This window comes from Gottschalkia acidurici 9a (genome assembly GCF_000299355.1).
GTDB classification, from domain to species: Bacteria; Bacillota; Clostridia; order Tissierellales; family Gottschalkiaceae; genus Gottschalkia; species Gottschalkia acidurici.
The window spans coordinates 888,170-914,376 of record NC_018664.1; the positions used below are offsets into that span (position 1 = coordinate 888,170).

Annotated in this window: 19 protein-coding genes and 3 pseudogenes; 18 read left to right on the forward strand and 4 right to left on the reverse strand. The window is 28.4% G+C overall.

The annotated features are described in order from the left end of the window. Nucleotides 1–459 precede the first annotated feature (459 nt). From iadA to cphA, 3 genes are read left to right on the forward strand one after another with little or no spacing between them, the layout of a single operon-like run. The gene (iadA, locus tag CURI_RS03995) at nucleotides 460–1,605 is read left to right on the forward strand and encodes a beta-aspartyl-peptidase (RefSeq protein WP_014967001.1); all 1,146 of its coding nucleotides are present in this window, start codon (nucleotides 460–462) and stop codon (nucleotides 1,603–1,605) included. A gap of 27 nt (nucleotides 1,606–1,632) precedes the next feature. Next, nucleotides 1,633–2,439 carry a cyanophycinase gene (locus CURI_RS04000; protein ID WP_014967002.1) on the forward strand — a complete coding sequence of 269 codons (807 nt, stop codon included), beginning with the start codon at nucleotides 1,633–1,635 and terminating at the stop codon, nucleotides 2,437–2,439. 41 nt (nucleotides 2,440–2,480) lie between these two features. Continuing rightward, entirely contained in the window at nucleotides 2,481–5,120 is a 2,640-nt protein-coding gene (gene cphA, locus CURI_RS04005; RefSeq protein ID WP_014967003.1) for a cyanophycin synthetase, read from the forward strand. Nucleotides 5,121–5,233: 113 nt separating this feature from the next. Here cphA and CURI_RS16320 read toward each other — a convergent pair whose 3' ends face one another. Next, nucleotides 5,234–5,359, reverse strand: a complete 126-nt coding sequence (locus tag CURI_RS16320) for a hypothetical protein (protein ID WP_266353834.1) — start codon at nucleotides 5,357–5,359, stop codon at nucleotides 5,234–5,236. Nucleotides 5,360–5,861: 502 nt separating this feature from the next. Between CURI_RS16320 and CURI_RS04010 the strand changes: the two genes are divergently transcribed. From CURI_RS04010 to CURI_RS04020, 3 genes are all read left to right on the forward strand, one after another. Further along, nucleotides 5,862–7,304: an ATP-binding protein gene (locus CURI_RS04010; protein ID WP_014967004.1), complete on the forward strand. Its 1,443-nt coding sequence runs from the start codon at nucleotides 5,862–5,864 to the stop codon at nucleotides 7,302–7,304. Between the two features lie 340 nt (nucleotides 7,305–7,644). Then, entirely contained in the window at nucleotides 7,645–8,211 is a 567-nt protein-coding gene (locus tag CURI_RS04015) for a TetR/AcrR family transcriptional regulator (RefSeq protein ID WP_014967005.1), read from the forward strand. Nucleotides 8,212–8,960: 749 nt separating this feature from the next. After that, nucleotides 8,961–9,329, forward strand: coding sequence for an HsmA family protein (locus CURI_RS04020; RefSeq protein ID WP_014967006.1), 369 nt, complete (start codon nucleotides 8,961–8,963; stop codon nucleotides 9,327–9,329). Nucleotides 9,330–9,411: 82 nt separating this feature from the next. Here the strand turns inward: CURI_RS04020 and CURI_RS04025 are convergent, their stop codons facing one another. After that, a complete protein-coding gene (locus CURI_RS04025) occupies nucleotides 9,412–10,275 on the reverse strand; it encodes a YitT family protein (protein WP_014967007.1) in 864 nt (287 codons plus the stop codon). Between the two features lie 266 nt (nucleotides 10,276–10,541). Here CURI_RS04025 and CURI_RS15245 point away from each other — a divergent pair. The 5 genes and pseudogenes from CURI_RS15245 to CURI_RS04040 all read left to right on the forward strand — a co-directional run bounded on the left by CURI_RS15245 (nucleotide 10,542) and on the right by CURI_RS04040 (nucleotide 13,712). Then, nucleotides 10,542–10,730, forward strand: a pseudogene (locus CURI_RS15245) (DUF255 domain-containing protein). A gap of 172 nt (nucleotides 10,731–10,902) precedes the next feature. Next, nucleotides 10,903–11,109, forward strand: coding sequence for a hypothetical protein (locus CURI_RS04030; protein ID WP_014967008.1), 207 nt, complete (start codon nucleotides 10,903–10,905; stop codon nucleotides 11,107–11,109). Next, a complete protein-coding gene (locus CURI_RS04035) occupies nucleotides 11,094–11,363 on the forward strand; it encodes a type II toxin-antitoxin system PemK/MazF family toxin (RefSeq protein ID WP_014967009.1) in 270 nt (89 codons plus the stop codon). Before CURI_RS04030 ends, CURI_RS04035 begins: the two co-directional genes overlap by 16 nt. 615 nt (nucleotides 11,364–11,978) lie before the next feature. Beyond that, nucleotides 11,979–12,047: pseudogene (locus CURI_RS16515) on the forward strand (DUF255 domain-containing protein); the annotation flags it as partial. Between the two features lie 375 nt (nucleotides 12,048–12,422). Further along, the gene (locus CURI_RS04040; protein WP_014967010.1) at nucleotides 12,423–13,712 is read left to right on the forward strand and encodes a DNA cytosine methyltransferase; all 1,290 of its coding nucleotides are present in this window, start codon (nucleotides 12,423–12,425) and stop codon (nucleotides 13,710–13,712) included. A gap of 36 nt (nucleotides 13,713–13,748) precedes the next feature. Here CURI_RS04040 and CURI_RS04045 read toward each other — a convergent pair whose 3' ends face one another. Beyond that, nucleotides 13,749–14,507: an Eco47II family restriction endonuclease gene (locus CURI_RS04045; protein WP_014967011.1), complete on the reverse strand. Its 759-nt coding sequence runs from the start codon at nucleotides 14,505–14,507 to the stop codon at nucleotides 13,749–13,751. Between the two features lie 357 nt (nucleotides 14,508–14,864). Between CURI_RS04045 and CURI_RS15260 the strand changes: the two genes are divergently transcribed. Both CURI_RS15260 and CURI_RS04055 read left to right on the forward strand, forming a co-directional pair. After that, nucleotides 14,865–15,602, forward strand: a complete 738-nt coding sequence (locus tag CURI_RS15260; RefSeq protein ID WP_014967012.1) for a cold shock domain-containing protein — start codon at nucleotides 14,865–14,867, stop codon at nucleotides 15,600–15,602. 298 nt (nucleotides 15,603–15,900) lie between these two features. Beyond that, entirely contained in the window at nucleotides 15,901–17,679 is a 1,779-nt protein-coding gene (locus CURI_RS04055; protein WP_014967013.1) for an alkaline phosphatase family protein, read from the forward strand. A 573-nt stretch (nucleotides 17,680–18,252) separates the two neighbouring features. On the opposite strand, the gene CURI_RS04060 is transcribed toward CURI_RS04055, so the two are convergent. Continuing rightward, nucleotides 18,253–18,594 carry a TOBE domain-containing protein gene (locus CURI_RS04060; RefSeq protein WP_014967014.1) on the reverse strand — a complete coding sequence of 114 codons (342 nt, stop codon included), beginning with the start codon at nucleotides 18,592–18,594 and terminating at the stop codon, nucleotides 18,253–18,255. A gap of 527 nt (nucleotides 18,595–19,121) precedes the next feature. Here CURI_RS04060 and CURI_RS04065 point away from each other — a divergent pair. The 5 genes and pseudogenes from CURI_RS04065 (at nucleotide 19,122) to CURI_RS04085 (ending at nucleotide 25,706) form a co-directional block, all read left to right on the forward strand. Then, entirely contained in the window at nucleotides 19,122–19,832 is a 711-nt protein-coding gene (locus CURI_RS04065) for a LytR/AlgR family response regulator transcription factor (protein ID WP_014967015.1), read from the forward strand. Between the two features lie 536 nt (nucleotides 19,833–20,368). Next, the gene (locus tag CURI_RS16065) at nucleotides 20,369–21,166 is read left to right on the forward strand and encodes a sensor histidine kinase (protein WP_228370453.1); all 798 of its coding nucleotides are present in this window, start codon (nucleotides 20,369–20,371) and stop codon (nucleotides 21,164–21,166) included. Between the two features lie 182 nt (nucleotides 21,167–21,348). Beyond that, complete coding sequence (locus CURI_RS04075) at nucleotides 21,349–23,922, forward strand: ABC transporter permease (RefSeq protein ID WP_014967017.1); 2,574 nt, start codon at nucleotides 21,349–21,351, stop codon at nucleotides 23,920–23,922. Nucleotides 23,923–23,961: 39 nt separating this feature from the next. Continuing rightward, on the forward strand, nucleotides 23,962–24,645 hold the full coding sequence (locus tag CURI_RS04080; RefSeq protein ID WP_014967018.1) for an ABC transporter ATP-binding protein: 684 nt from the start codon (nucleotides 23,962–23,964) through the stop codon (nucleotides 24,643–24,645). 185 nt (nucleotides 24,646–24,830) lie between these two features. Next, a pseudogene (locus CURI_RS04085) lies at nucleotides 24,831–25,706 on the forward strand (IS982 family transposase). Nucleotides 25,707–26,207 lie beyond the last annotated feature (501 nt).

Here is a 26,207-nt window from a genome sequence, read left to right on the forward strand (position 1 = left end):
ATTGATGTTCAGTTACATATACAGTTACTTTTGAACTAATCAATTTTCTTATATCAGGACTAATAGATTCTGTTGCCTCGAGTGGTAAATAACTTATATCAAACTTTTGAATCTTCAAATACTTTAACACATCAGATCATATTTCTTTATCTCCTAAAGTTATATTTTCTTAAAGTAAATTATCTAATATTAATATTTAACCTTTATTTGACGCAAATCTGATGCTTCATATGGTGCTAATTCTAAATTATTCACTTTCAAATCCTATTTCATATATTTTCCCTAATATATTATCCAAATTTTGGAATAACACTTTGTAATTATATTAAAATCTTCATAAAAGTTTTATTTGATACTTAATTAATTTAATATTAAAAGACTATTAGAACAAATAATTGGTATTTTTTAAAGTTATATGTCAATACTAACAAGAGTCTAATAAAAATCGGGAGGATATTTATGTTTATACTGCTTAAGAGTGGAGAGTGTTACACTCCAGAAAGTATAGGTAAAAAAGATATTTTAATTGCATTTGACAAAATATATAAAATAGAAGATGAAATTTCTAAGGAAAAATTATGGGATACAAATATTATTGACTGTACTGACAAGATAATTATCCCTGGTTTAATTGATCAGCATGTTCATATTACTGGAGGAGGCGGTGAAGAAGGTCCAGTTAGTAGAATTCCGGAGATACAATTAAGTGAAATTGTTAGTGCTGGAGTTACTACGCTAGTAGGAGTTTTAGGGTTTGATAGTATTACAAGAAACATATCAAATCTTTTAGCGAAAGCTAATGCACTCCAAACTGAAGGTATTACATCATATATTTATACTGGAAGCTATTCTATTCCAACTTCAACCCTAACAGGAAATGTAGTTAGTGATATATCTCTTGTAGATAAGGTTATAGGTGTTGGAGAAGTTGCCTTGGCTGATTATAGATCATCACACCCTAATCTTCAAATGTTAAAAGAACTTGCAAGTGAAGCAATGACAGGTGGACTAATAGGATCAAAAGCTGGGATTGTTCATATTCATGTTGGAGATGGAAAAGAGGGTCTAAAGCTTCTATTTAGACTAATTGAAGAATCAGACTTTCCAATTGACATGTTTATTCCAACTCATATAAATAGAAATAAGAAACTCTTTGAACAAAGTCTAGAATTTCTTGATATGGGAGGATTTATTGATATTACAGCAGGTGAGTCTTCAGAAAAAGGCTATAGTTTACCTGATGCTATAGAAAAACTTATAAAAGATAATAAAAATTTAGATAATGTAACAGCATCTTCAGATGGTAATGGTAGTAATGGGGGAAATGGCATATGTAAAATGTCTCAACTATTTGATGATATGAGAGACTGTATTATTGAGAAAAAAATAGATATAACATCTGTTTTAAAAGTTTCAACAACAAATGTGGCCAAGTTTTTAAAAATTTATCCCCAAAAAGGCACTATTAAAGATGGAAGTGATGCTGATATTCTTATTTTAGATAAAGAGACACTTAATATAGATACTGTAATTATAGGTGGAAAAATTTTTATGAAAAATGGAGAGATAATTAGGAAAGGTAAATTTGAAAGTAATATTAACTAATTATGTTTAAGGAGGTCACGGCTGTATATGGAATCAGATAAAAGAGGAGTTCTTCTAATAGTAGGAGGAGCAGAGGATAAAGAAGATAAAATGATAATACTTAAAAAATTCACTAGACTTTTGAAACATAATGATTCAAAACTTTTAGTATTAACTACAGCGACTAAAGAGCCAGATGCTGTTGGAAATGAATATCGTAGAGTATTTGAAAAACTAGGTATGACTAATATTGACATATTAAATATAGATAGTAGAGAAGATGCAAATGATGAAGAGTACACTGAAGAAATAAGAAGATCTGAGGGTATTTTTTTTACCGGTGGAGATCAATTAAGAATAACTAGCATAATTGGAGGAACTAAAGCTTCTGAAGCCCTACATGAATGTTACTTAAATGGTGGAGTTATAGCTGGAACCAGTGCGGGTGCTTCTGTAATGAGTAATATTATGATAATTGAAGGAGATAATAATGAGCCAGCCAAAAAGTGTGTTTTAAAGGTTGCGCCAGGATTAAATTTATTAAACAATACGATAATTGATCAACATTTTGCTCAAAGAGGCAGAATTGGACGCTTACTTTATGGCGTAGCAGAAAATCCAGAAATTTTAGGAATTGGAATAGATGAGGATACTTCTATAATTGTATACCCAGATAATACTTTTGATGTACTTGGAACAAATTCAGTAACTATTGTTGATGGTAAATCTATTAAAAGTTCTAATGTTTCTGAACTTAAACCAGATGAGGTTTTAGCAATAACAAACATAACATTACATGTATTGCCAGAGGGATATGGTTTTGACTTAAAAAATAGAGAAGTTTTTAGAGCATAATAACTGATATTTTATAAGAAGAATTTGGGAGGGAAAGAGTTTTGAGGATTATAGATACAAAGATATTTAGTGGAAGAAATATATACAGCCATAAACCTGTGATAAAGGTATTAGTGGATCTTGAAGAATTAAGTGATAAAACTACAGTAGATTTTGATGGTTTTAATGATCATTTGCTAGAACTATTTCCAAGTTTAATAGAGCATCATTGTGGGCTTCGAAAACATGGTGGCTTTGTTGAAAGGATTAATGAAGGAACCTACTTTGCACATGTTGTTGAACACTTGATTCTAGAACTGCAAGCAATCTTAGGATATGAAGTATTTTTTGGTAAAACGCGCATGGAAGAAAGCCCTTCTTTATATAATATGATAATTGAATATTGTAATGAAAATGTGGCTGTTGAATGTGTTAAACAATCAATCTATATTATTGAAAGTATTATAAAAAATGAAAGTATTGATTTAGATAATATATTATATGATTTAAATGAAATTAAGGAACGTTATGAATTAGGACCAAGCACTAAAGCTATTTTTGATGAAGCGAAGAAACGAGGAATACCTGCAAGAAGATTAGGAAATGACAGTATACTAGAACTAGGTTATGGAAAATACTCAAGGTTAGTTCAAGCTGCTTTAACTGATTCAACTAATTCAATATCTATAGATATTTCTTGCAACAAGCAATTGACTAAACAACTTCTTATGGAAAATAATATTCCTGTTTCATATGGGGATACAGCTAATTCAATAGATGAAGCATTAGAAATTGCTAAAGAAATTGGATATCCAGTAGTTTTAAAGCCTTTAGATGGAAATCAAGGCAAGGGAGTTGTACTTAATATCAATTCACCTGAAGAACTAGAAGATAATTTTAGGATACCAACAAGATATAGTGACAGTATATTAGTAGAAAAATATATACAAGGAAAAGACTATAGGGTACTTGTAGTTAAAGATAAGGTATCAGCAGTTGCTGAGAGGAGAGCACCAAAAATAGTTGGAGATGGAGTACATACAATTAAAGAATTAGTTAGTATGGAAAATGAAAATAAATTAAGAGGTTATGGTCATGAGAAACCTCAAACTAAAATAAGGCTTGATAGAGTCGCATTAAACTATTTAGAGAAAAACAATTTAACAGAGGACTCAGTTCCAGAAGTAGGTCAGATTGTTAAGCTAAGATCAAATGGGAATATTAGTACAGGAGGAAGTGCTATAGAATGTACAAATAATATCCACCCATATAATATAGAGCTTGCCATAAAAGCAGCTAAAATAATAGGTTTAGATATTGCTGGAATTGATATTATTGCAAAAGATATATCAAAACCTATTACAGATTGTGGAGGTGCAATAATAGAGGTTAATGCAGTTCCAGGACTTCGTATGCATCTACATCCAACTATAGGCAATAGTATTAATGTTGCTTCTGATATTCTAGATTCTATTTATCCAGAAGGTACTCCATACTCTGTTCCTATTGTTGCTACAACTGGAACGAATGGAAAAACTACAACTACAAGATTAATTGGTCATTCACTTTCAAGAGCTGGAAAGAAAGTTGGAATGACAACATCAAGTGGAATTTATATTGATAATAAATGCATATTAAAAGGAGATAATACAGGACCAGTTAGTGCAAGAAATGTATTAAGCTCTAAAGAAATAGATATTGCATTACTAGAGGTGGCTAGAGGTGGGCTTGTAAGAAGAGGTTTAGGGTATGATGTTGCAGATATTGCAATACTAACAAATATCGGAGACGACCATATTGGTCTAGATGGTATAGAAAGTGTCGAAGATTTAGCCTTTGCAAAAAGTCTAGTTTTAGAAGCGGTAAAGCCAAATGGATATTCTGTTATAAACGCTGATGATAAAATGGCTGAATATTTGATTAATAGAGCAAGTGGAAAATTAATTCTATTTTCACAAACTCATAAGAATGAAATTTTAATTAAACATATTAAAGAAGGCAATATAGCATTATGTATAGAAGAAGATAGCATATATATATATAATAATTTTGAAAAAACCAAACTTATTGATTTAAATAGCATTCCAATTACGTTTAATGGAACACTAGAATGCAATGTAGAAAACGTACTTGCAGGATCTAGTGCTTTGTATGGTTTAGGAACACCACTAGATACTATTAGAGAGGGACTAGAGACATTTAGATGTGATGTAAAGATGAATCCAGGTAGGTTTAATATTTTTGAATTAGGAAATATAAAAGTAATGATAGATTACGGACATAATATCGGAGGTTACGAGGAAGTTGGAAAGTTTATAAGTAAGTTAAATGTTTCTAGATCTATTGGAATAATAGGAGTACCGGGTGATAGATCAGATGAACAAATTTTTAATATAGGAGTAAGATGTTCTGAAATTTTCTCAAAAGTATATATAAAAGAGGATATGGTTTTAAGAGGAAGGAAGCCAGGTGAAGTTGCTAATATACTTTATGAAGGACTACTGAGTGGCAATTTTAACGAGGATAATATTAAAATTGTACCATCAGAAATTGAAGCATTAAAAATTGCAGTTTCTGAATCTGAAGATGGAGATTTTGTTACACTATTTTATGAAGAGCTTAATCCAGCCGTAAAATTAGTCACTCAACTTCAAAGTGAAAAGTTAAATAAAAACAACGTTATGTTATCAGCACTAAGTTAGAAAGTCAGTAATCCGTAAGTAAACCATAAGTACTATAAATTTAATTGGGGATGACTCAAAATAGGAATAAATCCTATAGCAGTCAGCCCCTTTTTAATAGGTCAACGTATTTGCTAGTCTATTGTACCACCGTATTCATTAACCAGTTTCCCATAAGTCTCGAAAAGTTCATCACGATTTTCCACAAAATATTTGAAACTTCCTTCAATAACATCTAGACTACCAAAGTAATCTCTCACTATATCTTCAACTCATACTTTAATATGTTTATAATACATTATGTGTTAAAAGTTAGCTTGGTAAATTATATATCTAGAAATTATTTTACCATTTACAAATACTACATAATCTTGTGGTAGATAAAGTTATAATTAAATATGTAGATACTCATAAGCAAAAAACATTCAATGGTCAAAGATATAATATCCATTGACGATATTATACTTAAGTAATTAAAAAGAAAAAAGTGTGAGTTTATTTCTTTTTTGTTAGCAACCTAGCTAAAAATACAATTATAGGATATAAAGTATTGATTTATATCATTTAAACTATTTATAATACTTATAAGCATTTAAAATAGTTTAAATGTATTTTTACGGTAAAAGAAAATTAGGTGATCATTCTCCTTATTATTAATTTTCTAATAGACAAAGGTACTAATTTAAACTTATTTGGAGTGATTATAATGGTATTCTAAGACAGAAATGGTAATAGGTTTAGTTCTTAAGGAGGTATTCATATATGCTGAAACATATGCATGAACAAGAGGCAAGTTATATTTTAGAATCAAAAAAGAGGTGTAGGAACTTAGGGATGGATCCTAATAAGCTTAGTGTACCTCAAAATATTATGTCAGAATTGGAATTAGCTAAAAAGAAAGAAGCTTATAAAGAAATTTTAGATATTGTGATATCCTCTGGTAAAAAGATAATTAGATCATTAAAAGGTACTCCTATACTAATAGGTATTTCAGACGAAAAGGGGTATGTGTTAGATACTTTGGAAGATGAAACGATAAAGCCAATGGCAGATAAACTGTCAATTAAACCGGGTGTTCAATATATTGAAGAACATGTAGGCACAAATGTAGTTACATTAACACTTGAACAAGATCATCCTATACAGTTAATAGGAACTAATCACTATCATAAACACTTCCATAATAGTGTTTGTTATGGAGTTCCGTTTCATCACTTAGATAATAATAAATTATCGGGTACTATATGTATTATGACTGGAGCAGTACTACCGAATCCTTTTTTCTTGATGATACTGACTGCCATAGTGGATACAATAGGGCGTGAATTACTACTTAGAAAACAAAGACGTAGAATTGATAAGCAGCAGGAACTATTGTATAAATTTGAAGAAAAGCAAAGAGAGCTTCTTGAAAAAGACATTAGCATGAAAGACGAGTTCATAACACTTATGACTCATGAATTCAAAACTCCGATAAACGTTATTTATTCTGCTATCCAATTGATTGAACATGTACATATTAATAAGGTTCCTAAGGATGTTAGAAATCTTATAGGTAGCATAAAACTGAATACATTTAGACAATTGCGCCTTGTAAATAATTTACTAGATATTATCAAACTAGACTCAGATCAGTTTAAATTAAATTTGAAGAAGATAGATATTGTATTTTTAACAAAACTAATAACAGAATCTGTAAAACCATATGCGGAGCAGAAGAAAATTAATATATACTTTAAATCTACTATCAATAGTAAGAATATCATGATAGATGATGAGAAGTATAATCGTGTAATTTTAAATCTTATGTCAAATGCTGTGAAATTTACACCTGAGGGTGAAAGTATAAGTGTAAAGATTAAAGAAAACACAAATGAAAATACAATAACTGTTGATGTAAGTGATACTGGTATAGGAATTCCAAAGGAAAAGTATGAGAAGATTTTTGATCAATTTGAACAGGTTGAAAATATTCTTTCTAGACAAGTTGAAGGAAGTGGTATTGGACTAGCTATTGTAAAGATGCTAATAGATATTATGGAGGGAGAAATACAAGTAGATAGTGAACTAGGTGTTGGAAGCACGTTTACTATAACATTGCCAATAAAAGAAGGTATAGTTGATGAAGAAAATCAAGTCTGTATAGACTCTGGAAATGGACTAGCGAATGCCATTAAAGTGGAATTTTCCGATATTTACTTTTGAGAATACTATTTAAGAACTTGTATATACAATGATATATTTATAGCGTATAATTTGAAAAAACTTACATACGTATGAATTACTGTTTGTAGTTATCAATAAAAGCTAGAACGCAGATAGCAGATATTGATTTAAGACGATAGCGTATTATACAATAAGGGTGAATCTTAAATATACTAAGCTATAATAAAAGATAGAAATATTTAAAAGAGATCAGGAAAATACATACATATAAAAATAGTAGATTAAGCAAATGCTTAACAAAAAACTTTATAAATGATTGACATTATACGTTAATTAATATAAAATAAATATGAACATTGTTCATGAGGTGGTTAAAATAATGGATAGAAGTAGTAAAAATTATAGAGAAAAAATACTATTATCAGCCCAAGAAATTGCTTTAAAGCAAGGTATAACAAATATTGATATTCGTTCTGTTGCAAAAAATTGCGGTATTGCATCTGGAACAGTATATAACTATTTTCCTTCAAAGGGAGATTTACTTGTTGCAGTTATTGAGAGTTTTTGGGAGGATGCCTTTAGTAATATTGAATGTAAGCATTTTACGCATAGTAGTTTTTATATCAACTTAGAGAGAATGTACAGCATCCTAAATGAATATCTGAAAAAATTCAAAGAAAACTGGTTAGAGGAGCTTTCATTTTTAAAGACTCATGAAAAGCAACTTGGTAAGCAAAAGCAAAGTGAATATTTTAAAATAATTACCAATAGAATTATGGCTATGATGGATATGGATGATGATTTAAGAACTTATCCATGGAGTGAGGGAATTTCAAAAGAAAAAATGGCAGAGTTTATCTTTGACAACATGTTTATTAAGCTTCGAAAAGGTGAACCAGATATAAGTTTCTTTATTATTGTTATAAAAAAAATATTAGCTTATTAAAAATCATACTTAAAGTATGATTTTTAATATAAGCAACCATGAACATCGTTCATGAAAAATGCTAAGACAGCATTAGCATAACTAAGGAATTTATTTTTAATAGAATCTATCTAGTCATGTACTATGCTTTAATTAAGAATGAGCACAAAGGAAGACAACAATAACAGTTTGGTAGAAGAATGTTTTTATTAAATGTAAGATATGTATTTAGTCTCATGTATGGTTCAATACGGATTAACTACAACACAAATTGTAGAGCGTAATAGAATTACTATTTTAATGTATTTATAAGTATTACTTGTATTACATTATATCTTTTCCACATGAATAGTGACTTAATTATTATAATTCGTATCTTAGAGTATTTACAGAAATCTTATTTTCTCCATTATGACATAATAACCATCTCTATTTTATACTCAGAGAAAAGTATAATGATAATAATTTTAAATTTGTGTAGCCAGCAATTACTGATATAGGAGTTTTGATGACTATAGAAACTCTTGCATATGCTTGAATGATTATTATAGGATAAAAGAAATTGAGAGGATATAAGAAAAAACTATAAATAATTTGTTATTCAAAGAAAAACTCAAGTGATATGCAATATATCAACAATCTGTGGCTTATTGGGTAGATCATATCTTAAGATAGATATGATTTTTAAATGGAATCTAATGAACGATGTTCATAAAATTTATACGTATGAACACTCTAAGTTTATGCTTTAATATTAGGAGGAATATTTGATGATAATATATGCAATAGTAACAATTACATTGGCTCTTGCACTATATACTATAGGTGTATGGAGTGAAAAAATACAGGGTAAATTAAAGAAGTGGCATTTAGGTGTATTTTATCTAGGATTAGTATTTGATACTATAGGAACAGTAATAATGAGTAAGATTGCATCAGGTGGATTTAAAATTAATTTTCATGGTGTCACAGGACTGTTAGCAATTATTCTAATGCTATTTCATGCACTTTGGGCAACCGTGGTATTAATTAAGAATGATGAAAAAGCTAAGGCAGATTTCCATAAGTTAAGTATTGTTGTTTGGATCATATGGTTAATACCTTTTATTTCAGGTGCTATATTCGGTATGGTTAAATAGCGTAAATAAAATCTGAGGCATATTATAATATGACCTCAGATTTTTTATATAGATGAACTTAAGAGTTATTTATATCTAAAGATTACTTATATAACTTGTCTATAGTAAAGCCACGTCCTTTTACCTCATTCACTTGGCTAATAATCATAAAAGCATTAGGATCTATAGAAGTAACAAGTTTATTTAGTTTAGGTAATTCACGACTTGAGACTACTGTAAGAACAACTAGGTTTTCATCACGACAATATCCTGTCTCAGCATGAATTAAAGTGGATCCCCTATCAAGATGATGTGTAATTATCTCATTAATTTCCTCATACTTTTTACTAATTATTTTTACTTGCGTACGCGATCTTCCTAATAGAAGTACTTTATCTAATACAATAGTATAAATAATAACTAATAAAAGTCCATACAGTACTTGCTCTTTGCTTGCAAAAATAATTTGTGATATTAGAATAAGGAAGTCAAATACATACATCGAGAGTGAAATTGAAACTCCAAATTTCTTATTAAGTATAATGGGAGGTATACTCATACCGCCAGTAGAAGCCTCTGCTTTAATTACAATGCCTATGCTGAAACCAATCAGAATACCAGCATAAATAGCTGAAAGTAGTTTATCAGATGTAAAGTCCTGAAGCCAAAAAACGTTTTGAAAAACACCTAGAATAAAGGGATAAAAGAATGTACTTATCAATGTGGTAAGTGCAAACTTTCTACCGAGCATCATTGCTCCCAAAACAAACATTATAATATTGAAAATTGAAACAAATACTGAAATAGGAATACTCATTTCATGATAAAATAATAATGCTAATCCTGTAGTTCCTCCAGTAATCAGACCATTTGGAAGAATAAAAGAGGTAACTGCCAAGGCATAAAGGGTATTACCCATAAGAATCAATCCTATATTTTTTAAGATTGCTGATTGTCTCTTAAACATATAAACTCCTCCTTATTAAGCTACTAATCTTATACGTTATTTTTTAGCGAAAAAATCAACTATAATTGTATCATAAAACTTCTAATTAATATAAAATTTTAATAATAATCTTTTACTTCAGAATACACATAAATAGTGGAATAGAATAAAAAACGAAAAGAAATTATTTAAGAACTTGCTAAATAGTGTAGTTTATATGAGATTATGATATGAAGATCCTCTTATGGTTGAAATAATAGTAAATAACTTATAAGAGAAGGTGTAATATGAATCTAACAGAAAGAAAGTCCAATAGACTGATTGAAGAGAAAAGTCCTTATCTATTACAACACGTATATAATCCAGTAAACTGGCATCTTTGGGATGAAGAAGAATTTGAAAAGGCAAGACAATAAGATGAACCAATCTTCTTAAGTGTTGGATATTCAACATGCCATTGGTGTAAGGTTCATTGAGAATACCAAGTGTTAAGTTTTTTAGAAATATGTTCATATATAATAAAAAGCATCTGAAAGCGGAGGGTACTTTTTATTATACTTGAATATATTTACATATTTATCTTGATGCTTATTCAACTTATGATATAATATAGATTAGAATAAAATTTAAAAGGAGGGTGATTTATAAGTGATCAATAGAGAAGTTTTAGTAAAGAGAATACAAAAATCACCACCTTATTTACTAGAGGAAGTATCTAATTATATAGACTATATAGAATTTAAAAGAATAAAAGAAAATATATACGAAGTAGAGGATATAACATTAGCGAGTGAAAAAAGTTTATCTAAAGACTGGCTTAAACCTGAGGAGGATGAAGCGTGGGCAGATTTGTAAAAGGTGATGTTGTAGTAGTTCCTTTTCCATTCTCAGATTTATCTCAGTCTAAAAAGAGACCAGCACTAGTGCTAGTGGACTTAAATGGCGATGACCTAATACTATCTCAAATAACAAGTCAAAATATATATGATAATTATTCAATAAAAATAGAAACTGATGATTTTGGCGAAGGCTCACTAAATAGAACAAGTAACATCAGACCTAATAAAATATTTACAGCTGATGAAGATATTGTTTTATATAAGATTTGACAATTGAGTGAAGAAAATATGAATGAAGTTATAAGAAAAGTTATTGAAATTTTCACTAAATAATAAAAAAATTTTGTACATGAGAGATATAGAACAGATTATTAGAGAAGTAAACGGAACTGTGACTATTGATGTCATGCCTTTAGGTTAAGCGATAAAGAAATAGTTAAAGAGTGCTTAACTGAGAAAATAAGTTTTGAAGAAATGAAAAAAAGAATTATTGAAAAGTATACTGTAGATATGCAAGTTTAGTATAAAGAATAAAATATTTATAGCAAGAGGCGTTTATACTATTGCTACAGTATCATTTGATAAAGAGATAGTAGTAATGGAACCAGAATCTATTGAAAGGTTCATAAGCATAGTTTTAGAAGATGAACAATTGATTTGTATATATAAAGAAAAATTATCTAATAAAATGGTGGCAAAAGGAGAGTAATTATTAAGACAGTATCTATCTCGATAGCACTATAATAATTGATTAAGTATAGTTAACACTTTCTTTAATAGAAGGTGTTTTATTATTTTTTGATAACATTTTGGGCATAATACACTTTAATAAGCATGAAGGGCGTGTGATAAAATGCCAAAAGAAAATATGCATCAAAACCTAATAGACTGGTAAATGAAAAAAGTCCATATCTATTACAACATGCATATAACCCTGTAGACTGGTTTTCTTGAGATGAAGAAGCTTTTAAAAAATCTAAAATAGAAAACAAACCAATGTTTCTTTCTATAGGGTATTCTTGACGGTGCAACAAATCAACTTGTCATTGATGTCACGTTCATTAACGATACTACGTGTTGAGTTCTTAAAAACAAATTTTAATATAATAAAGAGGATTGAAATAAATTCTGTTCGCTATGTAGTCTAAGAATGAAAATATTATATTTAATATTTACTTACCATGGATATAATAACAAATTTATATACCAAAATAATTAGTAAGATATACTTAATTAGTAGAGTATAAATAAAAAACATTAAAAATCAGTTGCAAATAACCTTTGATTGTGTTAATATATTTTCACAACATACCAAGGGGGTACTGTAAAGTGCTGGATAAAGAAAAAATACGAGACATAATGGAGAAAAAAGGTATAAAGACACAAGTAGAATTATCAGAAAAGATGGGAATAACTAAAAATCAATTATCTGTTATATTATCAGAAAAATTTGATCCAATAAAAAGCAACGTAAGAACCTTATGTGAAGTATTAGAAGTAAATATACAAGAGATATTAAGTAATGAGAATCAAGCTATCCAAAATAAGAACCAAGTCAAGCAACTAACGATGGATATTAATGACATACAATTTATTGATACTTCAACAATTAAGCCTACTAGAAATTTCACAGGAATAGAATTATTTGCTGGTGCTGGTGGACTTGCCTTAGGTTTAGAAAAAGCAGGATTTAGAACACTTGGACTAGTTGAAATTGATAGATTTGCTAGTGAAACACTTAGAAAAAATAGACCACACTGGAATGTTATAGAAAAAGATATAGTAAAGGTTTCAGAAGATGGAATAAGGAAATACATAGATAATGATATAGAAATTGATTTATTATCGGGAGGATATCCTTGTCAAACTTTTAGTTACGCAGGAAATAAGAAAGGATTAGAGGATACTAGAGGAACAATGTTTTACTATTATGCTCAGATTTTAGATCAACTAAAACCTAAGGTGTTTTTAGCAGAGAATGTAAAAGGATTAGTATCACATGATAATGGAAGAACATTACAAACTATGATTGATGTTTTTAGTGAACTAGGGTATAAAATACAATGGAAAGTTCTAAAAGCATTAGATTATGGAGTTGCTCAAAAGCGTGAAAGAATAGTTATTGTAGGTATAAGAAAAGATATAGATATAGAGTATAAGTTCCCTAAACCATATGAGTATAAACCTGTACTTAAAGACGCTTTAAAAGATGTGCCAATTTCTGATGGTGCTAAGTATCCAAGCAAAAAGAAAGCTGTGCTAGACTTAGTTCCACCGGGAGGTTATTGGAGAGACTTACCAGAAGAGATTGCTAAAGAGTATATGGGAAAGAGTTATTACTCAGGGGGAGGTAGAACTGGAATGGCAAGAAGGATTTCATGGGATGAACCTTGTCTAACATTAACGTGTAGTCCAGCTCAAAAGCAAACTGAAAGATGTCATCCTGATGAAACACGACCATTTAGGGTAAGAGAATATGCTCGTATTCAAAGCTTTCCAGATGAATGGGAGTTTCACGGATCAACTAATCAACAATATAAACAGATAGGTAATGCTGTTCCTGTAGAATTAGCAAAAGCAGTAGGATTATCTATAATAGACTTTTTAAATAAAATCTAAAAATAGAAGTAGGATATAAATACCTACTTCTATTTTTTAAAATCCATAGTAATTAGTAAAATTATCTTTCATAATTTGAGTAAGAATATCTACATTATTATTATTTGATCTTTGAATAAGTGAACTTAAAACAGCATTCTGATTAAGAACATCGTTATTTTGTTGAGCAATATTAGATAGAAGTATTTGTGTTGCTTTTGGAATAGCGGAACACAACTCATAAAAAGCATTTTGCTTACCAGTTACTAATGCATAAAATCTATCAGCAGAGATTCTACGCACTTTAGGGTGACTATAATATGTACCGTTAAAAGTTCCTTGCCATTGTATATCTTGGCTTTGGGTGGCTATAATTTCTACTAAATAGCAAGTAGCATTAGGATACTCATCTGCAAACTTGATAAGTTTCTGGTATGTCGACTCTTGAGAACTACTATTCATAGTATTATGTTTATTTTTAATCTCTGCAAAAATTGTATTATCTAAACTTCTTATATCACAACCTCCACCTACTCCTAAACTTTCCAATCCAGAAATTCCCCCTAATAACTCTTGATGAAAGTGTCCGATTGCATTGCTAATAGTTTTATCATTTTGTCGTGTAACTTCTAGATTTATATACTCCTCTAAATTCAGATTATTAAAAGTCATATCAAATTGTAACTTTATAGGGTCAATCTTGTTTTTATAAAATTTTGAAAGAGTCATATTGTTTTTACAACTAACATAAGTTTTATGCAAGTCAATAAGACAGTTAAATAGATGAGTATCATCTAAAAATGAAACCAAATTCATATGAATTCCTCCAATGTCTAATAATGTAGTTTGATTAGATATTAACACATATATATAGTTTTGTGAAATATTGCATTTGAAGAGTGCAGAGTTTTGTTAATGAGTGGACTTTTGAACGTTAAGAGGTATATCATTATAAATAAATTGAAATATCATTCCAGTATAGTTGAAAAAATCCATGACACTTACAACAATAGATGTTTAATGATTACTTGATAGTATGTTTTATTTGGACTAGGGTATAGACTATTATGAATTAGTTAAGATATATATGGTAAAATATTCATATGGTTTTAGTATGATTATAATATTAATAAATCAAAATTAAATTAAGAATTAAAAAATGGGGCTGATAAAATGAGGGGAAGAGTAAAAAAATTTGAAAGAGGGCTTGGAGTTATTATTAGTGAAAATAAAAAAGAAATACCTGTACATTTTGTTAATATTGAAATGAAAGGATTTAAAAGTCTAACAGTAGGTCAGCTTGTTGAATATAATATCGGAGAATATTATGGAAAAGAAACAGCTATTAATGTTAAAGTAATAGATGAATATATTACTCCTGGAATGGAAATAAATCCGAAAATCACACATGATGTAGAGGACAAAGGATATTGGTGTAAAAAGGGCAGTAAATTGGAAGAAGAGTTTGTTAAAGAAATTGTTCCTAAATTGAAAACAAATATTATTATAAATCCAGAAAAAGTTAAAAATCCTAAGGTTATAGATTTATTAAATTTAGATTTAAACAGGAAAGCTGATCTAAAAACACAAGAAACCCCTTTTTTTACAGCCTATAGATATGGATATAATCCGCAATATACAGTTACATTTAATCATAAAGATTATATAAATTATAAAAAAAATTATCCAAATGTAATAATATACTGGTGGGTTAATTGGAAGCAATTGAGCTTGAGAAAATTTAGTGTTGATCCGTTATATGGTGTATGGGAAATTGAATTCAAATTTATGTTAGAAAAAATACAAAAGGGAGAAGCTCCTTTACATAAGTATAAACAAAGAGTAGATGACCCAATTAATGCTACAGAAAGCTATTTGTTTGATTTAAATTCATTTAGAAGATTACTATAATAGAGTATAGTAGTACTTTAAAATAATAAAAAGTAAAGAAATAGATGTATTTATACTAGATACAAAGATACCTTATATTTATAGTATAAAAATTACAGAAAAAATAAGAAAAATATGAATTAAATAATATTATATTTATTATATATAAATAGAGTAACCTGTTGTGTTAGTTGGTTAGCTAATACAACAGGTTACTTTAGAGGACTTACAAAATCTAATGAAGAATTGAAATAAGAAGAGATTAATATAAATAACAATAAAATAAGTCAACTAAATTAAAAAAAAGGAGGTATTGTAATTGATAAACGATAGAATAAAACTAGCAATTACTTTCGTTTTGTTAATAACATCATTTGAAATGTTAAGTACTACTACCTTGGCTAGTGAACAAAATGAATCCCGTATATCAGAATATAAACCCCAAAATCTACGTAATGATTTAGATGAAGAAAAAGTAGATAATTATGTACTATATATTAATTTAGATGGCTTTAGCTATAGGTATTATGAAATAGCAAACGATACAACTTATAAAGGAACTAAAAATATAAATTCATTATTAAAAGATGGAGTACTGTTTAAAAATACGATAACAGGCATACCTAGTATTACTGCATCTATGAATCAATCAATCGTTTCTGGAGCATGGTCGATAGACACAGGTAATTGCTATAGATATTATGATTTAGAAAAAGATCAAGTTATTCAATATGACAGAGATAACGTTCTAGAAAATATAGCAGAAGCAGCATATAAAAATAACATTAAATTAGCGGCTGTAAATGCTTGGTATTTTGAAAATCGTGGAGCAATCGCTGGAGATAAAGATAGATTATATATTCAAGCTTCTGATTCGAGAAGTTCAAAAGAGAGATTTGATATATTAGAAAAAATTATTAGAGGAGAGAAAGTATGGTCAGGTAGTAACTATATTGAGTATAAAGCTCCACCACAATTCATGTCAATATATGTTGATGACCTAGACACTATAGGTCACAACTTTCATAATACATATAGTGATACTGGAAGAGCAAAAAACATAAATGAGCTCAGGAACTTATTAGTAGAGAGATTAATAAAATTAGATGAAGAGATAGGAAAGATTGTAGAAGCTCTTAAAGATAGAAAAATATATGATAGAACCACAATTGTAATAACTAGTGATCATGGAATGGTAGCTTATGGTTCGGATGAGGTAGATAATAATTTACACCCAGCTACTTATAGTAGCATGCCTGATTTGATTGATACTATATCTAATGTGGGACAGAAGTTTATAGGAAAAAATTACAAGGTTGAAATGGTAAATACCGGGGAGGCAAAAGCTTCCGCAGATACTGATATAATACTAACTACGGTAGGACTTCAAGTACAAGTTAAGTTTAGAGAAAAGATATCTAGAAAAGTATTAGAGGAGATTGTTAATAGTGTAAAATATAAAGCTTATTACGGTACCCATATGTATCAAGAGGACTTAATAAAACGTGGAACACCTGCTAAATTTGCAGACCTGCTTATTTCCCCAAAGCAACCATATCATTTTAAGCATAATTTTCAGAGCGCATATAATGTTATGGGGCAACATGACTCATTAGATGAAGATGCTCAGAGGGTATTCACTATGATTTCAGGTGCAAATGTTAAACATGATATAATTTATGATGAACAAATCTACAATATAAGTATGACTCCATTAATGGCAAGATTATTAGGATTTGAGGGTCCTAACAATGCAACAGCCAGGGTTATAGATGAAGTTTTAGTAGATAAATACAAAGGTCCTATACTAGAAATTATAAACTTTAATGGCAATGAAAAAGTAGTTGGGCAAGATACTGTTGAGATTAAATTAAAAACGGAAAAAAATGCTCTGGTAAAGATTAAAGATAAAGTAATAGGTAATGCTGATATTAATGGTACATTTAACACATTCACAAAGCTTTCTTTAGGATTAAATAGATTAATCGTGCAAGTTGAATTAGGGAATAAACAAACTAGAAAAGAACTTTTTGTAATATATGTTGAATCTAATGAGAACATAAATTCTCATCAGGACAACAACTACCACCACTTATAGAAGTATACGACTTCCTATTCAATACTATCAATGTAGCGAGTTTATCTAGGCTCTAAAGGTTGCACAACCTCGAAATGCAGTGCAAGAACTCTTGTAACTGACATATATGCTTGTTTTTAGCTATGCTAGTTTTGGAGAGTGCTTGAATAATTTACGGTGTAGAGCATTTTCTACACCAACTCCATATATTCAGTCTTTAATTGTTCTTAGGACTATCATAATTTAGCAAATACATAGAGTATTCACTAAATTGATGTTATCCATCTCCTGTTCAAAGAGGATAGGAGAATACCACAGCATCTATTTAAATAAACATTATGACTTTATCATAGAAGAAATATAAAGTTTTTATGAAAATAATACTATATGTTAGGAAGTGTAGTTGAATTGATAAGCTTATAAAAAAATCTCCTTCCTAGAGCATTCATATTTTGATTCTCACTAGAAAGGAGTTACTTACTGCACTAAATGCGGAGTTATTCAAATAGTCAAATGTTATATTAAATTTCTATTTGACAGTAAATAATTATAGCTTATAAATGAAAATCAAAACTAGTAAGTAGGTATTTATATCTATTCACAAGTTTTCGTCATGATCATTACATCTGATGACTTTACAAATGCAGTAACTGTTTTACCTAAAGTGATTTCTAAATCTCTTAAAGAAGCCATTGTAATGATAGAAGTTATAAGATTATTACATCCAACGTCAATAACTACTCTTGCATTAACAGCTCCTTCTTCTATATCAACTACTTTTCCTGTTAATTGATTTCTTGCGCTAATTTTAACATCACAACGAGTCCCCTTATCATTTCTCTGATATACATTAGGGTGTATTGGATATGGATATGATCCATAGATTAAATTTGGGTTAAAGTGTACATTACTATTTGGATAATAGTATGAATTCATATATATTCTCCTTTCAAAAGGCAATTTTATATTTCTATATTTTCATATTTTTATATTATTCAGCTTATATCAAATAGTTCTGTATATCCACTCTTCTAAGGTGTTTTATGTTAACAACAAATAAAAGATATCTCATCTGAATTGATTTACACATGGTTAACAAATTAATTTTTATGAATAGAAGTTATTTAAATTAGACAAAGATCAACTCATTAGAGGTGCTAACTAGCTGTGTACTATGCCCCTTTTCTAAGATAGATAATAAATCAGGACTAGAGAGGACAAGCTAAAAATAATCGACTAAAAGTTTAATAGTGTAAGTATAGCTGAGAAGATCTAAAATAGTTCAGATTGAGTCTTATTAGCTGAAATAATATTACAATTAGAGTAGAAACTTGATATAATTAATATACATATGTTAAGTATTGTGTACTTAAGTTTAATAAATTCATAAAAAGAACAAAAAATAGATATGCTAAGCATTGGATAAATTAAGTAATAGAAATGAGCAGGGGGATTGAAATTAGTTGATAAAAATAGTAATATGTGAAGATGAAAAAGAGCAACAAGAGTTATTGAGACTATATATAGTTCAAATATTTGAGGGATTATATGTTGAATATAATTTAGAAATATTTAACTCAGGAGAAGAATTACTAGAAAGCTATCCAAAAGGTACGGATGTACTTTTATTAGATATACAAATGGAACAAATAAATGGAATAGATACAGCAAGAAAAATTAGGGAACTAGACGACAAAGTAGAGATAATCTTTATTACATCATTAATAGAATATGCACTAGAAGGTTATGAAGTAAGAGCTTATAGATATTTAATAAAACCAATAAAATACGATGATTTAAAAAATAATATAATAAATTGTATAAAGGAAATAGATATAAAAAATAAGTACATTATTATAAATGAACAAGGAAATAGAATTAAGTTAGATATAAATGAAATAACTTACACAGAAGTTCAAAAAGAAAACCTAACAATACATACCCTAGATCAGATATATAAAATAAAAGGTACAATGAATAATATTGAAAAAGAAATAAACTGTTGTAGATTTTTCAGATGCCATAAAAGTTATTTAATAAACTTAGAATACATAAAGAGCATAAAACAATATGTTGCTATACTTGAAAATAAAGAGGAAGTACCCATAAGTAGATATAGATTTAAAGCTACAAAAGATAAATTTTTCGACTTAATTGAGGAAAAGTTATGTTAGCTAGCGGCTATAGCTTAGCAGTTTTAAATATGTTATCGTTTATAGGTTTATTTTTTATGCTAATGAGTAAAAAAGGTTATGTTTATAGTTATAAATTTGATTTTATATTTATATTGACAAGTATTGCACTATTTCTTATAACTATAAGTGGATTACCCTTTGGAGTTATATCTGTGAAAAAGCTTTTGCTCATGCTTATAAGTATATGTTTAATTTGTAAAATCTATTACAAATTTAACTTTAAAAAGTCCATTCCTACCTCAATAATATATAGTCTAGTATATGTTTTAATACAAGGTTGCATTTATTGGTTTTTACAACGTTTACTTAATTATGTAGATTTAAAGTATCTAATAGAAATAACTCTTATAACTAGCTTTCTTATTTTTTTCACAATAATATATTTCATTAATATATTTGAAAAAATATATACAAATAAAAAATATTATTTATATATTATACTAACTACTATAATTAACTTACTAATAATCTTATTTGTAAATAAATCTTATACAGATATAGGTTCTTTATACGATATGATAGTTAAAAATAAAATAGATTTTTATCATGTTTCAGATATGCTTAAGTTTTCGGGAATGGTCAAAAATACATTTCCATACCTTTTATTAATAGTTAATGTATTATTAATACTGATGTTTTTAAACGCTATAAAATCAGCACAAAAAAAAGCTGAATCAGAATTTGTAAATGAAAAGTTAGATATGCAGTATAAGTATTATTTAATGGTTAAAGAATCACAAGAGAAAATGAAACAAGTTTATCATGATATGAATAACCATATACAAAATATAAAATATTTAAAAAATAGTAGTGGAGATGTAGATAAATATATTAATAACATAGAAGATCAAGTTAAAGAAAATAGAAATATTTATAATACAGGAAATGTACTTTTAGATATTATATTATATGAAAAAAGTAAAATTTGTAGGGAAAATAATATAGACTTTAATGTAGGCATAGATTTTAGTAAATGTGAGTTTATTGAGATGATAGATATAAGTAGTATTTTTTCAAATCTAATAGATAATGCAATTGAAGCCTGTGATAAAATTTGCGATAATAAGGTAGAAAAATACATAAATATAAAAAGTACTTTTATAAAGGGATACTATGTAATTAGATGTGAGAACAGCAAAATCAATAAAATAATAATTAAAAATAATAGGATTTTTACCTCTAAAAAAGATAAATTCTTTCATGGAATAGGCATAGATAGTATAAAATCTTCAATAAAAAAATATAATGGAGAATTAAAAATAAAAGATAGTGAGTATAAATTTATAGCTACTGTTCATATACCAATTGAATAAAAATATAATACAGTCACTTACTTATAAAACTTATTAATTAAGCTTTAGTATGCTAGTTGTCGGTAAAAAAAGACTACTTGTCGGACTTATATTGAATCAATTTTTCAGAAATGTTATCTTTTACACAAAGAAGGTAGCATTTTTTTATGTAAAGATTTAATACAAGAAAGAGAGGGAAAGTTTTGATTACATTTAAATTAGCAATAGCTTATATGAAAAAACAAAAGGGGAAAACAATAGCACTATTATCATGTATAGCACTTTCGGTAATACTTATTTTCTCAATGATTGTAATTCGTGATTCAGGATATGATTCTCACATCCAAGAAGCAAAAGACTTACATGGAGATTATCAAGTATGGTTTGAAGGAATTGATATAGATAAAGTTAAGAAACTGGAAAATGATAATGAAGTGAAAAAATCAAGTAAAGTTAAATATTTCTGTGAAGCCGTCAACAAAACCAATGGTGTTAAAGTTGATGTAAATTCCTTTGATATAGACTTTATAGAATCCCTTAACTATAAGATGGTAGGAAAAGAGCCCTTAAAAGATGGAGAAATAGTTGTAGAAAAAGAAGCTATTAGTCAAATGGGAATAAGTGACCCATTGAATAAGAATATTGATTTAATGTTAATTAATAAATATCTGGATGACAAGGGTGCTAATCAAATAGATAGCGTAAATAAAACTTTTAAAATCGTTGGTCTAATTGAAAAGCCAGATAGATATTATAGTTCAGCATCTAATTCTATGGGTGGGTTTAATGCTCAAGCCTATGTATATAAGGAAGCAAATTACCCACTAAAAACTGAGAATACCTACAAGGGAATTGTATTCCTTAAAAATGAAAAAAACACCACTAAATTTTTAAGTAAAATGAAAAAAGAACTAAATCTTAGTTATAGTTATTTGCGTGAAAATGATGAGGTTAGCACTGCTAAATTATTTAAAAGTATGTCTACTAACAATAAGGAAAATATTAAAAAGATAATTCTTTTAGTTATTGTATCTAGCCTTGTAATATACAATATTTTCAATATTATACTAAAAGACATGATAATTCAAATAGGACTCATGAGAGCTATTGGAATGTCAAAGAAGAAAACCCAACTTATGTTTGTTAAGCTAAGTCTTATTTATATAGTTTTAGGAACCTTGATTGGTATGTTATGTGGAATAGTTTTATCATACATAGGAGTAAGATTAGTATACGGATACAGCACTACCCTAACAATAAGAGCTTTAAGTATAATTTATTCTTTTATAGTTTCAACATTATCAGTATCAATAAGTAGTTTTATAGTAATTAGAAAAGCTATGAAAATGTCTATAATTACCTCAATAAAAAGTAGTGAGAAGTATGAAAGAAAGTCAAAATTAAAGAAAATAAAAATAAATACAACACATGGAAACATAATCAAAAGTATTGCGAATAGAAACATATGGAGAAATAAATCTAGAACTATTATAACCATGCTTGCAATTACTATGGTTGGTACAATGTTTATACTTCACTTTGGTATTAAAAGTCACTTAAAGCACAACATAGAGGAAGGTATAACAGGTGGTAGTTGGGGAATGTCCTATGGAAGTGTAGATAAGTCCGTAAGCGGTAGTTTAAATGGTACGGAAAGTTTATTTTACAAACTAGATAAAAATATGCTAGAAAAAATAAATAATATAGATGATGTTGAAAGTATAGAGCCTAATTTCTTTAGTCTAGATGGATATATTTTACTTTATAAAGATAAAATATCTAAAGCTTATCAAGATGAATTAAACAGAAGAAATGAATTATTTCAAGAAGAACATAATAATGAATATCCACTTCTTATAAGAGGATATAGTGATAAGTTATTAAAGAGTAGAGAGTCTTTTATTGAAGTAGGAGAAAACTTGATAAATACAAAAGAAGGACAGTACAAAAAAGTTATACTAGTAAACAATACTAACTCCCTAGTTACACACTCATTTGAAGCTAAGGTTATTGAAGATGCAAGGGTTGGAGATATTATAGACATCAAAATACCTGTATATAAAGATAATATAGAAAAGTATGAAAATATAAAGGTTGAGGTTAGTGCGATTATGAAGGAAGTTTATGCAGCATCACAAGATGGAAATGTTGGTGCAGATGGAGCACAGGTTATATTTAGGGAAGATGATTATAGAGAATTAACTAATCAAAAAGATTATAATAAGCTATATGTGATGACTAAGAAAGGTAAAATATATTCTGTTGAAAAAGAATTAGAAGAGTTAACAAAGAATTATGCAAACACATCTATTGGAGGTAAAGGTGAAGATTTACAATTTATTGGAGCTCAGCAAAATTCAGAGGATAGACTTGCAGTGATATATCAGTGCTTAATTTTACTTATACTTTGCGTTAATAGTATTTTTATTATGAGAAGTAATATAATTGCAAGAAGAAAAGAAATATCAACGTTAAGAGCGTTGGGAATGAGTATTAAGGATATTAAAAAAACCTTGATAATTGAAAGTGAGTTTTATGGAGTAGTTGCTTCTATTATAGGGGCTATAATTGCAACTATAAATAATAATTTAGGGATTTTAAGAGCGAATAAAATTCTTAGAGCGGGAAGTTTTGAAAGAGCTATAGCCTATAAAATTCCTTTAAATCAGATACTTATATTATTTGCAATTTTTATAATTATAGGATTTATATCAGTATATTTATCTAAGGATAAGATAGAAGGAGCAATAACAGAGGGAATTTCAGAAAATGATTAAGTTTAGAAAGTATAAGATAAAAATAAGGGAGACGGAGCTATGAAGAAATTAATAGTTAAAAATATAGAGAAGGTATATGGTAAAGATAATAATAAAGTATATGCACTAAATGGTATAAATTTAGAAATAGAACCTGGAAAATTTACATCTATAGTTGGCCAAAGTGGTTCGGGTAAAAGCACATTGCTTCACTGTATGGCGGGGATTGATAAACCTACTTATGGAAAAGTATTTATAGATGCTTTAGATTTATATACTTTAAATGATGACAAGCTGTCAAAAATAAGAAGGAAAGAGTTTGGATTTATATTTCAAAGCTTTAATTTAATACCGGTTGTGAATGTTTATGATAATATAGTTTTGCCTATTTTACTTGATGGAGGAAAAATAGATAAAAACTATATAGATGATTTAATAGTTAAATTAGGAATAGAATCTCAAATAAATAAATACCCAAATGAACTGTCAGGTGGACAACAACAAAGGGTAGCTATTGCAAGAGCACTTGCTAATAAACCTTCAATAATATTTGCAGATGAGCCTACCGGAAACTTAGATAGTAAAACTACTGACGAAGTTATAAACTTACTAAAGTCTTGCGTAGATGAGTATAAACAGACATTGGTTATGATAACTCATAATAATGAAATTGCGAATAGTGCAGATAATATTATAAGTATTAGTGATGGCAAGGTTATTTCAAGAGCACAGGTAAACATATGATAATCATATGTATTAATATTTTAAGTATATTTATTATACTGTAAACTAAATGAGAATGTAAATGTCATTTAATTATTATCCTAATTTAATCCGTTGTGCTAGTGAAACTTACTAATAAAAAACTTTAACAATTATGGTAACCTACCACTGATGCCAACAACGAAATCAAGATAGGATGATAATATATGCTAGAGCTATATAAATATTCTATAAAAGAATTAGAAAGTCTAAAGGATCTTTTCTTGGTAACTTATGTAGTCATTGATGATCTGTACCAAGAATTTACTCCAGAATACATTTAATCACGTAAAAATATTAACTATTCAAAATTATCTGATAGTGAAATTATCACAACCGGTATCGTAGGTGAAGTACTGTCTATAAACTCTGAAAAAACTTGGTTTAACTTTTGTAGAAAAAACCTAAGAGATATATTCCCAAAGTTTTGTAATAGAACTAGATTTAACAAAACACATAGAAATCTACATTCCATTTTAGATGAAATTAGAAAAAAGCTTTCTTCTAAACTTGGATATACTAGTAACAGTCATAGGATTATTGATAGTATACCTATACCCGTTTGTAAATTTGGTAGAGCTGTATTTCATAAGGCATTTAAGGGTATACCACTTATGGTAAATGTCCATCTAAAAAAGAGACCTATCTTGGTTTTAAGATTCACATGTTATTTATTTTAGATGGTTACATTACAGACTTTGTTTTAACAGATGCTAGTAAGGGTGACCCTAGTGCTGTTTGGGATTTAGTTTCATCCTATAATTTCTTTAACCATTACAGGACATAAAGGTTATACAGGTGAAAAATTGGCCCTGGAGTTAAAATAGGAAAAAGAAATAGAGTTAATTTCTATGAAAAGAAATAACAGTAAGTCTCAATTTCTAAAGACCTTTAGACAGTTAAATTTTAAAGCTAAGTCTCTATGAGGCTTAATTACAAGACTAAGAACTAAAATTTTAGGTCATAATATTTGCTACTTTATTAATAAATGTTTAAACAAGACTGTTAATTTAGCAAATATCAAAGAATTAGTATTTGGATGAATAACCCATATATGTTGACTCTAAATTCCTAAGATTAGTCTAACTTTATGCATTACCGTATTTTCCTTATAGATGATTAATTTTAACTATCACAACAGGTCAAGTTACTTTGATTTTAATTAAAAAATTTTTCAAAATCATTAGAAATATCATAAAGGTTTAATTGCTTAGCTGGAGCTGGCATAAATCTTCTCCTTTCTTTTTTGTTTCGAGTCATACACATCTAGGCAATGTATATATACCTAAAATGGGAGAAACTTAGTCATTTCTATAGATTTAAATACAATATTTATGTAAGTTGTAGAGTTTTGCAACGAGCTATATAGAGTTGAAGAAAGGGGGACTGATATGAAAGAAAAAAATTATAAGTTAGCATAATTGAGGACCAGATTGAACTTGAAGATGTAGAAATAAAATCTAATGATCCGTATAAAGATAAAATTCCTGGAGTAGTTGACTGTTTAAGAGATTGTGTTAATCAAACTCGAAAAGGTGGTATGT

Excerpts from the sequence above, each read along its gene's own strand:
- CURI_RS15260 (WP_014967012.1), top strand. The coding sequence starts at position 14,865 with ATGAGGGGAAGAGTAAAAAAATTTGAAAGAGGGCTTGGAGTTATTATT.
- CURI_RS04015 (WP_014967005.1), top strand. The coding sequence starts at position 7,645 with ATGGATAGAAGTAGTAAAAATTATAGAGAAAAAATACTATTATCAGCC.
- CURI_RS16065 (WP_228370453.1), top strand. The coding sequence starts at position 20,369 with ATGATAGTTAAAAATAAAATAGATTTTTATCATGTTTCAGATATGCTT.
- CURI_RS04010 (WP_014967004.1), top strand. The coding sequence starts at position 5,862 with ATGCTGAAACATATGCATGAACAAGAGGCAAGTTATATTTTAGAATCA.
- CURI_RS04000 (WP_014967002.1), top strand. The coding sequence starts at position 1,633 with ATGGAATCAGATAAAAGAGGAGTTCTTCTAATAGTAGGAGGAGCAGAG.
- CURI_RS04020 (WP_014967006.1), top strand. The coding sequence starts at position 8,961 with ATGATAATATATGCAATAGTAACAATTACATTGGCTCTTGCACTATAT.
- CURI_RS04060 (WP_014967014.1), bottom strand. The coding sequence starts at position 18,594 with ATGAATTCATACTATTATCCAAATAGTAATGTACACTTTAACCCAAAT.
- CURI_RS04045 (WP_014967011.1), bottom strand. The coding sequence starts at position 14,507 with ATGAATTTGGTTTCATTTTTAGATGATACTCATCTATTTAACTGTCTT.
- CURI_RS04080 (WP_014967018.1), top strand. The coding sequence starts at position 23,962 with ATGAAGAAATTAATAGTTAAAAATATAGAGAAGGTATATGGTAAAGAT.
- CURI_RS04025 (WP_014967007.1), bottom strand. The coding sequence starts at position 10,275 with ATGTTTAAGAGACAATCAGCAATCTTAAAAAATATAGGATTGATTCTT.
- iadA (WP_014967001.1), top strand. The coding sequence starts at position 460 with ATGTTTATACTGCTTAAGAGTGGAGAGTGTTACACTCCAGAAAGTATA.